A 14,331-nucleotide genomic window follows, 5' to 3' on the forward strand; every position below is an offset into this window, starting at 1 on the left:
GCTGGATTCCTCGCCCCGAGGGGCGGGCCCGGTCCCCGACCGCCCGCCTCAGGCGGCGTGGATGCGCCGCAGCGCACCGACCGAGGCGTCCGGCTGGAACTCCTCGAGCATGGTCGTGACGAGCTCGGCGATGGCCGAGCGCTCGGACCTGCTGAGCGTGATGTGGGCGAACAGCGGGTGGCCCTTGAGCTTCTCCACCACCGCCTGGATCCCGTCGTGCCGGCCGACCCGGAGGTTGTCGCGCTGCGCCACGTCATGGGTGAGCACGACCCTCGATCCGGTGCCCAGTCGGGACAGCACGGTGAGCAGGACGTTGCGCTCGAGCGACTGCGCCTCGTCGACGATCACGAACGAGTCGTGGAGGCTGCGGCCCCGGATGTGGGTCAGTGGCAGCACCTCGAGGATGTCGCGATCCATCACCTCGTCGATCACGTTCTCGCTGACGAGCCCCTCGAGGGTGTCGAACACGGCCTGCGACCAGGGAGACATCTTCTCCGACTCGCTGCCCGGGAGGTAGCCGAGTTCCTGACCGCCGACGGCGTACAGGGGCCGGAAGACGACGATCTTGCGATGTCGACGTCGCTCGAGCACGGATTCGAGCCCGGCGCACAGGGCGAGGGCGGACTTGCCGGTGCCGGCGCGGCCACCGAGCGAGACTATGCCGATCGACTCGTCGAGCAGGCAGTCGATCGCGATACGCTGCTCGGCCGAGCGGCCCCGCAGGCCGAAGACCTCGACGTCGCCGCGGACCAGCCTGAGGCCGCCGTCGTCGGTGACACGGGCCAACGCGGAGGACGAGTCGGTCTGTACCCGCACCCCGCAGTGGACGGGCGTCTCGGCGTCGAGGCCGGCCGCGCGGGCGGCGAGCGGTGAGACACCGCCGGTCGAGAACAGGGTGTCTACGAGCTCCTGGGTGGCGGGCAGGTCCGAGACGCCGCTGTAGCCGGTGAGGACGACGTCCTGCGCGTGGTACTCGTCCGCGGGCAGTCCCACCGAGCCCGCCTTGACGCGGAGCGGGACGTCCTTGGAGACGAGGACGGTGTCGTCGCCCTCGGCCCGCAGGTTGAGCGCACAGGCGAGGATCCGGGAGTCGTTGCCGGTGTCGCGGAACCCGGCGGGCAGGACCGACTGGTCGGTGTGGTTGAGCTCGACCCGGAGGGTGCCGCCGGTGTCGGTGACGGGCAGGTCGCCGTCGAGGCGGCCGTGGCGCAGGCGCAGGTCCTCTAGAAGCCGCAGTGCCTCGCGGGCGAAGTAGCCCAGCTCGGGGTGGTGGCGCTTGGCCTCGAGCTCCCCGATCACCGCGATGGGTAGGACCACCCGGTTCTCGGCGAAGCGGGTGACGGCCCACGGGTCGGACAGCAGAACCGAGGTGTCGAGGACGTAGGTACGGACGGTGTCGGTCACGGCGCGCTCCTGGACCGCGGCACCCGCGGTCGTGTCGGGATGGACCGGTCGGCCCAGGTCGTCCGGAGACGACAGGGCCGGGTGCCGGCCCCCTCCCGATCGCGGAAAACGATCATCGGCTGGGCCTCCCGACGGTCGGCTTCCCCACCGACCGTTGGCCCCGACGCTACGCCCCGAATCACATCGCTGTAGTTAAGTCGACGTGAATTCTCCGCGGCCTTCCGCGTCCGCCGCCTCCGGGCCGCCGACTCCGGGCCCCGCCCGCGGCCCTCACACCCGTTCGAACGCCGCCGCGAGGCCCTGGCCTCCTCCGAGACCCATCGTCTCCAGCGCCAACCGTCCGTCTCGCCGGTCGAGCTCCCGCGCCAGGGTGGTGAGGACCCGCGTCCCGGTCGCGCCCATGGGGTGCCCGAGCGAGATTCCCGACCCGTGCACGTTGAGCCGCGCGCGGTCAGCGGTGGTGAAGCCGTGGTCGGCCTCCCACTCCCGCAGGCACGCGAGCACCTGGGCGGCGAACGCCTCGTTCAGCTCGATGAGGTCGAAGTCCGCGAGGCTCAGGTCGAGCTTCCCGAGCAGCTCGGCCGTGGCCGGGACCGGGCCGATCCCCATCCGCGCGGGATGCACGCCGGAGACCGCCCATCCCAGCGGCCGGACGAACGCGCGCAGGCCCAGCTCCGCCGCGCGACGCCGGGTCGTGACCACGCACACCGAGGCGCCGTCGTTCTCCCCCGAGGCGTTGCCGGCCGTCACCGTCGCCTCGGGGTCGACGCGCGATCGGACGGGCCGTAGCGCGGCGAGGGACTCGGCCGTGACGCCTCGCCGGGGGTGTTCGTCGGTGTCGACGACGACGAGGTCCTCCTTCGCCCGCCGGACCCGCACCGGCACGATCTCCTCGTCGAAGACCCCTGCGTCCTGCGCCGCGATCGCCCGGCGTTGACTCTCGGCGGCCAGCTCGTCCTGCTCCTCCCGGGAGATCGCGTACTCGGCGCGGAGGTTCTCGGCGGTCTCTAGCATCCCGCCGGGGACGGGATGATCGCGACCACCGGACGTCACGCGGCCGCGGGCGATGCGGTCGATGAACTCGACCCGGTCGCCGCGGACGCCCCCACGCAACCCGAGCGAGTAGAACTCGCTGTTCGACATCGACTCGGCACCACCGGCGATCACCACGTCACTGACCCCGACCGCGACCTGCATCGCCGCGTTCAGCACGGCCTGCAGGCCCGAACCGCAGCGGCGGTCGATCTGGATCCCCGGTGTGCTGATGTCCAGGCCGGCGTCGAGTGCGGCGACCCGGCCGATCGCGGGGGCCTCGCCGTTGGGGTAGCACTGCCCGAGGATCACGTCGTCGACGTCGGCCGTGCCGAGTCCGGTGCGCTCGAGCAGACCGGTGATCGCGGCCGCGGCCAGGTCGGCGGCCTGCAGCGGCGCGAACACGCCGTGCCTGCGCCCGACCGCCGTGCGTACCGGCTCGCAGATCACGACGTCGGCCAGGGCCTCGGTCATCCGCGGGTTCACCGCGCGTCCTCCCGCCTGCGGTCCGTCACTCGACCATGAGGCGGATGGCCTCGGCGACCACCGCCGGCCGGTCGCCGCCCTCGATCTCGACCGTGACGAGCGTGGTGAGCTGGGCGCCGGAGGGCTTGCGGTCGAGTGAGGTCAGCTCGACGCCGGCCCGGATCCGGGATCCCACCGGGACGGGCGCGGGGAACCGCACCTTGCCGAGCCCGTAGTTGATCATCATCGAGAACCCGCGGATGTCCATGACCTGGTTACCGAGCACCGGCAACAGCGACAGGGTGAGGTAACCGTGGGCGATGGTCGTGCCGTAGGGCCCCTCCGCCGCCCGCGCGGGGTCGACGTGGATCCACTGGTGGTCCCCGGTCGCGTCGGCGAACGCGTCGACGCGCTCCTGCGTGATCTCCATCCACTCGCTGTAGCCGATGTGCTGGCCGACGGCCGCCTCGACCTGGTCCAGTCCCTCGAATACCTTCATATCCGTCCTCTCCTCATCCCAGGCCACCCCGCGCCACCAACTGCGAGGCGATGACGTTGCGCTGGATCTCGTTGGTCCCCTCGCCGACGATCATCAGCGGGGCGTCCCGGAAGTACCGCTCGATGTCGAACTCGGTCGAGTAGCCGTACCCGCCGTGGATGCGGACCGCGTCCAGCGCGATCTGCATCGCCGCCGCCGCGACGCCCAGCGCCCGGCTGGCGACCTGGATGCGGCCCGTCTCGAGGCCCTTTCATCATCTGGGCGAAGCCGCGGCCCGGCTCGCCGCCGAGCACGCGGTCCGCGGGTGTCCGGTACCCATCGAATGCGAGCTCGCAGGTCTCGACGCCCTTGTAGCCGAGCTTGGGCAGGTCACGGGAGACCGTCAACCCGGGGCCGTGCTCCACCAACACGATCGACATCCCCCGGTGGCGCGAGGTCGCCTCCGGATCGGTCTTGCACAGCAGCGCGATGAGGCCCGAGCGACGGGCGTTGGTGATGAACGTCTTGGCGCCGGTGATGACCAGCTCGTTCCCGTCGGTGCGGGCGACCGTCGACATGTTCTGCAGGTCGGATCCTCCGCCCGGTTCGGTGAGCGCCATCGTCGCCCGTATCTCGCCGGTCGCCAGGCGAGGGAGGTGGGTCCGCTTCTGTTCCTCGGTCCCGAACTGCGCCAGGAGCGTGGCCACCACGGTGTGACCGCCCATCGCCCCGGCCAACGACATCCACCCGCGGGCCAGCTCCTCGGTGACCCGGACGTAGCACGGCATGGAGACCGGCATGCCGCCGTACTCCTCCGGCACCGCGAGCCCGTAGATACCGATCTGCTTCATCTGCTCGATCCAGCGCTCGGGGTAGGTGTCGGCGTCCTCCACCTCGCGCGCCGACGGCTTGACCTCACGGTCGATGAACTGGCGGACCGTGGCAACGAGGTAGGACTCTTCGTCGTTCAGTTCCGGCACCTGTCCCACCTCGTCGTCGTCACGTCACCGCGGTCACCCCGCCGCACGTCGCCCGCCGCCGGCTGCGGCGTTCCCCCGCCATCCTCCCCACCCGCACCGCTATAGTCGATAATCATGCGCATCGATTACGCGGGCGGGCCGTTCTTCGACGATCTCGAGCGCGGCATGGTCTTCGACCGGGCGCCGGCGCTCACCCTCACCGACGGCGTGGCCGCGGCCCACCAGGCCGTCCTCGGTGACCGCCTCCGCCTCCCCCTCGACCGTCAGCTGGGCGCCGCGGTCACCGGCGGCCCCGTCGCCCATCCCGGCCTCGTCACCGACGTCGCGATAGGCCAGTCGACCGTCGTGACGCAGCGCGTCAAGGCCAACCTGTTCTACCGAGGGCTGAGGTTCCACCGCCACCCGCACCTCGGCGACACCCTCGCCACGCGCACCGAGGTGGTCGGCCTCAAGCGCAACACCCCGCGGCCGGGGCGTCCGGCCACCGGGCTGGCGGCGCTGCGGATGACCACCACCGACCAGCACGGCCGGACCGTCCTGGACTTCCACCGTTGCGCCATGCTCCCCCTGTCCCCCGACGTCGACCCCGAGCGCGTCGACCACGCCGACGACCTGTCGACGATCGGCACCTCCGACCCCGGCCCGTGGACCGCGCCCGACGGGTGGGACGTGGCGGCCTATCGGGACGCGGTGCCCGGTGCCGGCGATCCGCTCCCCGCGCCCGGCACCGTCCTGGGCTCGAGCGCGGACGTCGTCACCGGCGCGCCCGAACTCGCCCGGCTCACGCTCAACATCGCGGAGACCCACCACGACGAGCGGGTGTCCGGCGGCCGGCGGCTCGTCTACGGCGGACACACGATCGGCCTCGCGCTGTCCCAGGCCACGCGCGCCCTCCCGGCGATGCTGACGGTGCTCGGGTGGCGGTCCTGCGATCACACCGGTCCCGTGCGCGAGGGCGACACCCTGTCCAGCGAGCTGGAGGTGGGAACCGCCGAGCCGCTCCAGGGCGGCGGCACCGCACTCGACCTGCGCGCCCGGGTGCGTGCTCACCGACCCGACGGCGACGCGGAGGTCCTGGACTGGGCCTTCACGGTCCTCATGCCGTGAAGGCAGGATGATGGTGCACATGGATACGACAGGCGATGCGCAGCGCGGGCCCGGCGGGGTCTCGCGTCCGCAGAAGACGGCGCTACTGGTGGCGAAGCGGATCGTCGAGGACATCGCCCGGCGCGGCAACACCGTCGGTGACCGGCTGCCGCCCGAGCACCTCATGCTGGAGGAGTACGGCGTCGGCCGGGGCACGCTGCGGGAGTCCCTGCGGTACCTGGAGCTCCAGGGGGCGATCACCCTCAAACCCGGGCCGGGTGGCGGCCCGATCGTCCAGCAGCCCGACGGCGGGACGCTCGCCGCCGCGTTGAGCCTGCTCATGCAGTTCGAGAACGCCCCGTTCTCCACGATCATGGAGGCGAGGGCGGCGATGGAGCCGTCGATAGCGAGGCTCGCCGCCGCGCGGATGAGCCGCGAGGCGCTGGAGGAGCTCCGCCTCAACGTCGAGGCCACGCGCGAGGGGGCCGAGGGGGGTGAGTACTTCACCGACGACTCCGAGCGGTTCCACGCCCTCATCGCGTGGGGGTCGGGCAACGTCCTGTTCGGCTATCTCTTCGACGCGCTGCTCGGGATCCTGGCGGGCGCATCCATGGGGGTGGCCTACCCGAAGCGACAGCGCGATCACACGTGCGCGATCCACGAGGACATCTACCGGGCGATCGCCGACCGCGACGCCGTGGCGGCCCACGACCTCATGGCGCAGCACATCACGGACCACCACCACTATCTGAAGAAGAAGTTCCGCGCGGCGTTGGAGCAGCCGATCCGATGGGACCTCGCCTGGTGACGGGCGCGGCGCGGTGTCAGATGTGCCGACCGCCGGTGATCTCCAGGACCGTGCCGGTCATGTAGCTCGACATGTCGCTGGCGAGGAACAGCACCACCTGCGCGACCTCGCTCGGTTCGGCCGCCCTCCCCATGGGGATCTCGGCCATCTTCTCCTCCCAGATGTGCTCGGGCATCGCGAGCGTCATCGCGGTCCGGATGAGCCCGGGCTGGACGGCGTTGACGCGCACGCCCGCGAAGGCGACCTCCTTGGCCGCGGCCTTGGTCAGTCCGACGATCCCGGCCTTGGCCGCCGAGTAGTTGGTCTGGCCCACCAGCCCGACCTTCCCGGAGATCGAGGAGATGTTGACGATCGCCCCGCCCCCGTGGCCGCGCATGCGCCCCGCCGCCGCGCGGGTGCCGTTCCAGCTTCCCTTGAGGTGGATGGCGATGATGTCGTCGAACTGCTCCTCGGTCATCTTGCGCATCGTGGCGTCGCGGGTGACCCCGGCGTTGTTGACGAACACCCCGAGCGGCCCGAACGCCTCCTCGGCGACGTCGATCATCGCCTCGACCGCGGCGCCGTCCCGCACGTCGCAGTGCACGTACCGTGCGTTGTCCTCGCCCCCCAGGTCGGCGACCGCCGCGGTGCCGGCCTCGTCGTCGATGTCTCCGATCACCACCCGGGCCCCGTTCGCGATGAACGTCCGGGCGATCTCCAGCCCGATCCCGCGCGCGGCCCCCGTGACGACCGCGGTCCGACCCTCGAGCAGTCCCATCATGTGTCCCCTTCGTCCAGTGCCCCGGCCAGTTCGGCCAGGATCGCCTCGGTGTGTTCGCCCAGCGCCGGCACGCGTCCCATCGGCAGTTCGACGTCCGAGAACGTCATCGGCGGCAGCAGTCCGCGGACCGGGCCGGCCGGGGTCTCCCCCTCGCGCCAGCGGTTCCGGGCCTCGAGCTGCGGGTGCTCGATCAGCCCGGCGACGTCGTTGAGCCGCGCCGCCGGCACACCGAACCGGTCCGGACTGTCGGCCCGCTCCGCCGAGTCGGGCGAACCACCCACCGACCCCGCGGCGGTCACCGGCTACCCGCCGCCCGCGTGGCCGCCCGGACGAGGCCGCCACCGATGATGAGCCTCTGGATCTCGCTGGTCCCCTCGTACAGGCGCAGCAGCCGGACGTCCCGGTAGATCCGCTCGACGAAGACGCCGCGGATGTACCCGCTGCCACCGTGGATCTGGACGGCCAGGTCGGCGGCCCGACCGGCCATCTCGGTGCAGTAGAGCTTGGCTGCCGACGGGGCGATCCGGCGGTCCTCACCACAGTGATACTTCGCGGCGGCCTCGCGGACCATCGCGCGACCCGCCATCACGCCCACCTGGATATCCGCCAACATCGCCTGTACCAGTTGGAACTCACCGATCACCGTCCCGCCCTGGGTTGCGGTGGAGGCGTGCGCGAGCGACTCGTCCAATGCGCGCTGCGCGGCACCGACCGCCAACGCGGCGATGTGCACGCGGCCCCGCGCCAGCGAGGTCATCGCGGCCCGGTAGCCCGTGTCCTCGTCACCGCCGACCAACGCATCGTCAGGTACGCGGACGGCCTGGAAGCTGACCTCGGCGGTCCAGGCACCCTCCTGACCCATCTTCTCGTCCTTGGGCCCCACCGTCACGCCCGGCGTGTCCGCGGGGACGAGGAAGACGGCGATGCCGGTGCCGTCGGCGTCGGCGGGGCGGGTCCGGGCGAACACGACGAACAGGCCGGCGAGCGGCGCGTTGGTGATGAAACGCTTGGTCCCGTCGATCACCCAGTCGGCTCCGTCGCGCACCGCCCTAGTGGTCAGCCCCGCTGGGCTCGACCCCGCGCCGTCTTCCGTGAGGGCGAACGACGCGATCACCTCCCCGGAGGCGATCGGCCCCAGCCACCTCGCCTTCTGCTCGTCCGTCCCGAAGTTCACCAGCACCTGCCCGGCGATCCCGTTGTTGGTACCGAACAGGGACCGCATCGCGAGGGTCGTGTACCCGAACTCCATCGCCAACTCGACGTCCTGGGTCAGGTCCAACCCCAGGCCGCCCCAGCGCTGCGGTATCGCGTAACCGAACAGGCCCAGGTCGGCCAGCCCCGTGCGGATGTCCGCCGGGACCTCGTCGGCGTCCGCGATCTCCTGCTCACGCGGCAGCACCACCGTGCGGATGTAGTCGCGCGTGGTCGCGAGGATGTCCGCGAAATCGTCCCCGGAGACCTCCGGGTCCGCCACCGTCGTGTTCATCGCCCGCCTTCCGCCGCTTCCAGCGCGTCGCCTGGATGCTACCAACTATGATCATCGTTAGCGGGGAGCTTCATCCGCCCCTGAGTGCCATCGGATCTGCTGAGGTGGGCGCCGGCGCCTGAGTACAGTCGGCGCCATGAAGGCCGCCGTGTGTGTCGAGACCGGATCCCCGCTGGTGATCGAGGACATCCCGATCCCCGAACCCCGCGAGGGCGAGGTCCTCGTGCACAACCACGCCTGCGGGGTGTGCCACACCGACCTCCACGTCATGAAGGGCGAGGTCGGATTCCCGCTCCCCGGCGTGCTCGGCCACGAGATCTCGGGCGTCGTGGCCGAGGTCGGCCGCGGCGTCACCACCGTTCGCCCCGGCGACCGCGTGGTCGGCTCGTTCATCATGCCGTGCGGCTACTGCGAGAACTGCGCGCGCGGCATGGAGGACATCTGCTCCACGTTCTTCGAGTACAACCGGCTGCGGGGCACCCTGTACGACGGCGAGAGCCGGCTCCGCCGGGCCTCCGGCGAACCGCTGTCCATGTACTCCATGGGCGGGCTGGCCGAGTACAGCGTCACCCCGGCCACGGCCGTGTTCCCCCTCCCCGAGGAACTGGACCTGACCGACTCGGCGATCCTCGGGTGCTCGATGTTCACCGCATACGGGGCGGTCCGCAACGTCGGCGATGTCCGCACCGGGGAGTCGGTCGCGGTGGTGGCGGTCGGCGGCGTCGGCCAGAACATCGTCCAGCTGTCCGCGGTGAGCGGCGCGGAATCGGTCATCGCGATCGACGTCGACGACGACAAGCTCGCGCTCGCCCGCCGTATGGGCGCCACCCACACCATCAACTCGGCGCAGACCGACGCGACGGCCGCCGTCATGGAGATCACGGGCGGACGGGGCGTCGACGCGGCATTCGAGGCGCTCGGCTCCGCGGTCACGACCCGCCAAGCCACCGAGGTCGCCAGAGAGGGCGGGCGCGTCGTCGTGGTGGGCATCCCGTCGGCCGGGACGTCGCTGGACGCGGACCTGGCGCGCATCGTCCGTCGGAAGATCCAGATCAAGGGCTCGTACGGAGCGCGGGCCCGACAGGACGTCCCCGCCCTCATCCGCCTGCTGGCCGCCGGCAAGCTGGACCTCGGCCAGGTCATCTCGCGGCGTGTCCCGATGGCCGAGGCGCCGCGGACCTACGAGGCGCTCGACCGTGGCGAGGTGCTCGGGCGCGCCATCGTCCTCACCGGCGACTGAACTCACGCGTCGAGAAGAGCCTTTCGCACAGATCTACTCGGTCGACACAGGCGAAATCGTCTTCTGGATGGTGGCGAACGGCAATAGGCGGTGCGGCGGCCGCCGGGTACCGCGCGCACGCCGGATGACCCGCACACGCAGCGACCCCCGGCCCACCGCCGTCGTGGCGGGGGCCGGGGGTCGGGTAGCGCTGATCGAGCCGGTCAGAGCAGTTCGATGATGGTGGCGTTGGCCTGGCCGCCGCCCTCACACATCGTCTGCAGGCCGTACTTGATGCCCTCGTCCTTCATGTGGTGGACCAGGTCGGCGAAGATACGCGCGCCGGAGCCGCCGAGCGGGTGCCCGAGGGCGATCGCGCCGCCGTTCGGGTTGAGCTTGGCCGGGTCCGCGCCGGTGTCGGCCAGCCACGCCATCGGCACGGAGGCGAAGGCCTCGTTGACCTCGAACACCCCGATGTCGTCGATCGACAGGCCGGACTTGGTCAGCGCCTTGGCCGTGGCGGGGATCGGCGCGGTGAGCATGATGACCGGATCGTCGCCGGCGAGGGTCGCGGTGTGCACGCGCGCCAGCGGGGTGCAGCCGTACTTCGCGGCCGCCTCCTCGCTCATCACCAGGATTGCCGCCGAGCCGTCGGAGATCTGCGAGGCGTTACCGGCGTGGATGACGCCATCCTCCTTGAACGGCGTCTTGAGCCCGGACAGTGCCTCGACGGTGCTGCCGCGGCGGATGCCCTGGTCGGTGTCGAACACGCCGTCCGGGGTGGTCACCGGCACGATGTGCCCGGCGAAGAAGCCGGCGTCCTGGGCGGCGGCGGCCTTCTCGTGCGAGGCCACGGCGAACTCGTCGAGCTGGGTGCGGGAGAAGCCCCACCGCTCGGCGATCATCTCGGCGCCCACGCCCTGGTTGGGCGCGATGCCGTTGTACCGGTCCATGAACTGCTGCCCGTAGGGGAACGAATCGGACGACACGTGCGAGCCCATCGGCACGCGGGTCATCGACTCCACGCCGCCGGCCACGACCACGTCGTGGTAGCCGGACTCGACCACCGCGACAGCGAAGCTCAGCGCCTGCTGTGACGACCCACACTGCCGGTCGATCGTCACGCCGTTGACCGTCTCGGGCCACCCGGCGGACAGGGCAGCGGTCCGGGCGATGTCGCCGGCCTGCTCACCGGCCTGCGTCACACAGCCCCAGATGACGTCCTCGACGACCGCCGGGTCGATCCCCGCGCGCTCGACGAGCCCGTTGAGCACCACGCCCGACAGGTCGGCCGGGTGCACCCCGGCCAGGCCGCCGTTGCGCTTACCCACCGCGCTACGCACGGCCTCCACTATCACTGCACCCATGTAGGTTCTTCCTTCTCTCTCGTGCGTCCCCCGGTGCCGGTCGCCCCGGCTACTGGTAGGACAGCCTAGGGTTATCCGATGTACGGCGGGGTCTTCTTCAGTTCGCCTCGCGCGATCGTGCGGCGGTGGACCGCGTCCGGGCCGTCGACGATCCGCAGGGCGCGCGCCCAGGCGTAGAAGTACGCGAGCGGGGTGTCGTCGGAGACGCCGGCGCCGCCGAAGACCTCGATGGCCCGGTCGATGACCGCGCACGCGACCTGCGGCGCGATGACCTTGATGGCCGAGATCTCGAAGCGGGCCTCCTTGGCGCCGACGGTGTCGATCATCCACGCGCAGTGCTGGACCTGCAGGCGCGCCTGGTCGATCTCGATCCGCGAGTTGGCGATGTGCTCCTGCACCACGCCCTGGCTCGCCAGCGACCCGCCGAACGCGTGGCGCGACTTGGCGCGGTCCACCATCAGCGCGAGCGCCCGCTCGGCCATCCCGATGGCGCGCATGGCATGGTGGATGCGGCCCGGTCCGAGGCGCGCCTGGGCGATCGCAAAGCCGGCCCCCTCCTCCCCGAGCAGGTTCGAAGCGGGCACCCGCACGTTGTCGAACACCAGCTCACAGTGCCCGTGCTGGTCCTGGTAGCCGAAGAGGGGCAGATTGCGCTCGATCCGCAGGCCCGGGGTGTCGCGCGGGACGAGGACCATGGACTGCTGACGGTGGGTCTCGGCGTCGGGGTCGGTCTTGCCCATGACGATGAGGATCTCGCAGCGGGTGTCGGCGATGCCGGTGATCCACCACTTGCGGCCGTTGATAACGTACTCGTCGCCCTCGCGGCGGATCACGGTCTGGATGTTGGTGGCGTCCGAGGAGGCGACATCGGGCTCGGTCATGGCGTACGCCGAGCGGATCTTCCCCTCCTTGAGCGGCTCGAGGTACCTGGCCTTCTGCTCATCGGTGCCGAACAGGTGGAAGGTCTCCATGTTCCCGGTGTCGGGGGCCTGCGAGTTGATCGCCTCGGGGGCGATGACGGGCGACCATCCCGTGATCTCCGAAACGGCGGCGAACTCGAGGTTGGAGATGCCCGACCACTCGGGCAGGAAGAGGTTCCACAGGCCGCGGCGGCGGGCCTCGGCCTTGAGGTCCTCCATGATCGGCGGGTAGGCGTTGTCGCCGTGTTCGCGCAGGTACGCGGACCACACGGGCTCGGCCGGGAAGACATGCTCCCGCATGAACTCCCACATGTTCTCCTGCAGCTCGAGGCTGCGCTGACTGTGAGCGAATTCCATTGTTTCTACTCCTGTAAAGGTTGTCGGCGCGGACGCGGTCAGTGCAGGGTCATGCCACCGTCGACCACGAGAGTCGCGCCGGTGATGAAGGACGAGGCGTCGGAGGCGAGGAAGACCAGCGCTGAGTCGAGTTCGGGCTGCAGTCCGAGCCGCCCGAAGATGGTGCTGCCGGTGATGTCGGCGAGCATCTTCTCGGGGATCTCGTCGGTCATCTCGGAGGCGAAGTACCCGGGGGCGAGCGCGTTGACGCGGATGCCGCGGCGGCTGCCCCACTGGTGCGCCAGGTCTCGGGTCAGGCCGAGAACGGCCGCCTTGGTCGCGGAGTACGCGGCCTGGGGCGCGAAGCCGGCGGTCAGTCCCAGCACGCTGGCGACGTTGACGATGCTCGAGCCGGGCCCCATGACGGCCGCGCACTCCTTGGCCGCCCAGTAGGCGCCGTTCAGGTTGACGTCCACCACGCCGCGGAACTGCTCGGGCGTCTCCTTGAGGGCGGGCACGGCGGTGCCGAGACCGGCGTTGTTGACCAGGATGTCGATGCGCCCGTGCGCGTCCATCACCGCGCGGACCATCGCCGCGCAGGCCTCCGGGTCCGCGACGTCGCAGGCCACGGTCATCGCGGTGCCGCCGGACGCACGCAGGTCGTCTGCGAGCGCCTCGAGCCGGTCCCGGCGCCGGGCGGCGAGCACGACGGTGGCGCCGGCCGAGGACAGCGCGCGGGCGAATCCCGCCCCGAGTCCGGAGGACGCGCCGGTGATCACGGCGACGCGGCCGTCCAGCCGGAAGCGGTCGAGAACGGGCACCGCCGACTGCGGTCCCGTGCGCGGGTCGACGGGGGCCGGCGCACCGGGATCGGAGGCGCCGGGGGTGGGATCAGTCATCACGTGGTCCCCTTCCGGGAGTCGAGGATCGAGTGGCCGTGGTCGACCAGCTCGCGGATCTGCGGGCCGATGTCTCCGAAGTCCTGTCCGGCCATGTCGCCGGCCTCGGAGCGGGTGGCCACGCCCTGCGCGATGGCGGCGAACTTGAACGTGGCGAACGCCAGGTACCAGGGCATGTGGGACGGGTCCGTGCCGGTGGCGTCGCAGTACCGGTCGAGGAGGCGCTGCGGCCCCGGCCACCCGGGTTCGGTGGTGATGGTGGGGATGAGCGGCACCGTCGGCCCGTCGGGATCGCCCCAGTACAGGACGGTCTGCGCCAGGTCGGCGACGGGGTCACCGAGGGTGGACAGCTCCCAGTCGAGGATCGCCTTGATGCGCCCGGGGTCGTCGGGGTCGACGACGTAGTTGTCCAGGCGGTAGTCACCGTGGATGATCCGCGACGACGGCGAGGTGGGCATGCTCTCGCCGAGACGCGCCGCCAGGTCGGGCAGGCGCTCGGCCCGGACGGAGGCACTGGACTTCTCCGACTGGCCCAGCCAGCGTCGGAGTTGTCGCTCCAGATAACCCTCCGGGCGTCCGAGATCGGACAGGCCCACGGCGTCCTGGTCCACGGCATGGAGCGCGACCAGGGCGTCGATCTGGGCGTCGGCCATGGCCGCCTTGTCGTCGTCGGACTCGGCGAAGCCCGGCGGTAGCACGTCACGGATGACGTGGCCGACCACCTTCTCCATCACGTAGTACGGCACGCCCAGGTCGTCACCGGTGGTCTCGTTGAGTACCACCTTCGCGACCGGCACGTCCGTGTCCGCGAGTCCGAGCTGGATGCGCGCCTCGCGGCCCATGTCGTGGGCGCTCGGCAGGAGCTTCCCCGTGGGCGGCCGCCGCAGGATGAGCTCACCGGCGTCCGAGCGGAGCGTGAACGTGAGGTTCGACTTGCCGCCGGCGATGAGCTCGGCGTCGAAGTCGGTCCACGCCCGGTCGCCGGTGGCCTCGGCGATCTTCGGACCCACGATGTCGGGGCGGAGCAGCTGGTCGAGCGACAGGCCGGTGGCCTCTGACGATGATGGGGTCATGGAGTTCGATCCTCGCTG

Annotated in this window: 12 protein-coding genes and 2 pseudogenes; 3 read left to right on the plus strand and 11 right to left on the minus strand. The window is 71.1% G+C overall.

Annotated features, from left to right (window positions below; translation table 11 throughout):
- Nucleotides 1–48: 48 nt before the first annotated feature.
- The 4 genes and pseudogenes from VYL96_RS10210 to VYL96_RS10225 all read right to left on the minus strand — a co-directional run bounded on the left by VYL96_RS10210 (nucleotide 49) and on the right by VYL96_RS10225 (nucleotide 4,359).
- Nucleotides 49–1,404 (minus strand): RNA 5'-3' helicase PhoH2, encoded by a 1,356-nt coding sequence (locus VYL96_RS10210; protein ID WP_061227594.1) that lies wholly within the window; start codon nucleotides 1,402–1,404, stop codon nucleotides 49–51.
- A 270-nt stretch (nucleotides 1,405–1,674) separates the two neighbouring features.
- Nucleotides 1,675–2,898, minus strand: a complete 1,224-nt coding sequence (locus VYL96_RS10215) for an acetyl-CoA C-acetyltransferase (protein WP_243699647.1) — start codon at nucleotides 2,896–2,898, stop codon at nucleotides 1,675–1,677.
- Between the two features lie 49 nt (nucleotides 2,899–2,947).
- Nucleotides 2,948–3,400 carry a MaoC family dehydratase gene (locus tag VYL96_RS10220; protein ID WP_061227593.1) on the minus strand — a complete coding sequence of 151 codons (453 nt, stop codon included), beginning with the start codon at nucleotides 3,398–3,400 and terminating at the stop codon, nucleotides 2,948–2,950.
- 13 nt (nucleotides 3,401–3,413) lie between these two features.
- Nucleotides 3,414–4,359: pseudogene (locus VYL96_RS10225) on the minus strand (acyl-CoA dehydrogenase family protein).
- A 114-nt stretch (nucleotides 4,360–4,473) separates the two neighbouring features.
- On the opposite strand from VYL96_RS10225, the gene VYL96_RS10230 reads away from it, so the two are divergent.
- Both VYL96_RS10230 and VYL96_RS10235 read left to right on the plus strand, forming a co-directional pair.
- Nucleotides 4,474–5,466, plus strand: a complete 993-nt coding sequence (locus tag VYL96_RS10230; protein ID WP_061227592.1) for a MaoC family dehydratase — start codon at nucleotides 4,474–4,476, stop codon at nucleotides 5,464–5,466.
- Nucleotides 5,467–5,485: 19 nt separating this feature from the next.
- Entirely contained in the window at nucleotides 5,486–6,253 is a 768-nt protein-coding gene (locus tag VYL96_RS10235; RefSeq protein WP_243699641.1) for a FadR/GntR family transcriptional regulator, read from the plus strand.
- Nucleotides 6,254–6,269: 16 nt separating this feature from the next.
- Here VYL96_RS10235 and fabG read toward each other — a convergent pair whose 3' ends face one another.
- The 3 genes and pseudogenes from fabG to VYL96_RS10250 form a co-directional block, all read right to left on the minus strand.
- A complete protein-coding gene (fabG, locus tag VYL96_RS10240; RefSeq protein WP_061227591.1) occupies nucleotides 6,270–7,010 on the minus strand; it encodes a 3-oxoacyl-ACP reductase FabG in 741 nt (246 codons plus the stop codon).
- Nucleotides 7,010–7,243: pseudogene (locus VYL96_RS10245) on the minus strand (CoA transferase); the annotation flags it as partial. The gene fabG and the pseudogene VYL96_RS10245, both read right to left, overlap by 1 nt.
- A gap of 65 nt (nucleotides 7,244–7,308) precedes the next feature.
- On the minus strand, nucleotides 7,309–8,499 hold the full coding sequence (locus VYL96_RS10250) for an acyl-CoA dehydrogenase family protein (protein ID WP_131885510.1): 1,191 nt from the start codon (nucleotides 8,497–8,499) through the stop codon (nucleotides 7,309–7,311).
- A 136-nt stretch (nucleotides 8,500–8,635) separates the two neighbouring features.
- Here VYL96_RS10250 and VYL96_RS10255 point away from each other — a divergent pair, with 136 nt between their 5' ends.
- Nucleotides 8,636–9,739 carry a zinc-binding dehydrogenase gene (locus VYL96_RS10255; protein ID WP_061227588.1) on the plus strand — a complete coding sequence of 368 codons (1,104 nt, stop codon included), beginning with the start codon at nucleotides 8,636–8,638 and terminating at the stop codon, nucleotides 9,737–9,739.
- Nucleotides 9,740–9,942: 203 nt separating this feature from the next.
- Here the strand turns inward: VYL96_RS10255 and VYL96_RS10260 are convergent, their stop codons facing one another.
- From VYL96_RS10260 to VYL96_RS10275, 4 genes are all read right to left on the minus strand, one after another.
- Nucleotides 9,943–11,085: a thiolase family protein gene (locus tag VYL96_RS10260; RefSeq protein ID WP_061227587.1), complete on the minus strand. Its 1,143-nt coding sequence runs from the start codon at nucleotides 11,083–11,085 to the stop codon at nucleotides 9,943–9,945.
- 71 nt (nucleotides 11,086–11,156) lie between these two features.
- A complete protein-coding gene (locus VYL96_RS10265; RefSeq protein ID WP_061227586.1) occupies nucleotides 11,157–12,362 on the minus strand; it encodes an acyl-CoA dehydrogenase family protein in 1,206 nt (401 codons plus the stop codon).
- A 38-nt stretch (nucleotides 12,363–12,400) separates the two neighbouring features.
- Nucleotides 12,401–13,162, minus strand: coding sequence for an SDR family NAD(P)-dependent oxidoreductase (locus tag VYL96_RS10270; RefSeq protein WP_061227671.1), 762 nt, complete (start codon nucleotides 13,160–13,162; stop codon nucleotides 12,401–12,403).
- A gap of 77 nt (nucleotides 13,163–13,239) precedes the next feature.
- Nucleotides 13,240–14,313 (minus strand): phosphotransferase family protein, encoded by a 1,074-nt coding sequence (locus tag VYL96_RS10275; RefSeq protein ID WP_061227585.1) that lies wholly within the window; start codon nucleotides 14,311–14,313, stop codon nucleotides 13,240–13,242.
- Nucleotides 14,314–14,331: the final 18 nt, after the last annotated feature.

Source organism: Dietzia maris, assembly GCF_036287335.1.
GTDB lineage: Bacteria > Actinomycetota > Actinomycetes > Mycobacteriales > Mycobacteriaceae > Dietzia > Dietzia cinnamea.

What these genes read in the sequence shown, in the direction of transcription:
- fabG (WP_061227591.1), bottom strand. Translation starts at nt 7,010, where the DNA reads ATGGGACTGCTCGAGGGTCGGACCGCGGTCGTCACGGGGGCCGCGCGC.
- VYL96_RS10220 (WP_061227593.1), bottom strand. Translation starts at nt 3,400, where the DNA reads ATGAAGGTATTCGAGGGACTGGACCAGGTCGAGGCGGCCGTCGGCCAG.
- VYL96_RS10260 (WP_061227587.1), bottom strand. Translation starts at nt 11,085, where the DNA reads ATGGGTGCAGTGATAGTGGAGGCCGTGCGTAGCGCGGTGGGTAAGCGC.
- VYL96_RS10235 (WP_243699641.1), top strand. Translation starts at nt 5,486, where the DNA reads ATGGATACGACAGGCGATGCGCAGCGCGGGCCCGGCGGGGTCTCGCGT.
- VYL96_RS10255 (WP_061227588.1), top strand. Translation starts at nt 8,636, where the DNA reads ATGAAGGCCGCCGTGTGTGTCGAGACCGGATCCCCGCTGGTGATCGAG.
- VYL96_RS10230 (WP_061227592.1), top strand. Translation starts at nt 4,474, where the DNA reads ATGCGCATCGATTACGCGGGCGGGCCGTTCTTCGACGATCTCGAGCGC.
- VYL96_RS10265 (WP_061227586.1), bottom strand. Translation starts at nt 12,362, where the DNA reads ATGGAATTCGCTCACAGTCAGCGCAGCCTCGAGCTGCAGGAGAACATG.
- VYL96_RS10275 (WP_061227585.1), bottom strand. Translation starts at nt 14,313, where the DNA reads ATGACCCCATCATCGTCAGAGGCCACCGGCCTGTCGCTCGACCAGCTG.
- VYL96_RS10250 (WP_131885510.1), bottom strand. Translation starts at nt 8,499, where the DNA reads ATGAACACGACGGTGGCGGACCCGGAGGTCTCCGGGGACGATTTCGCG.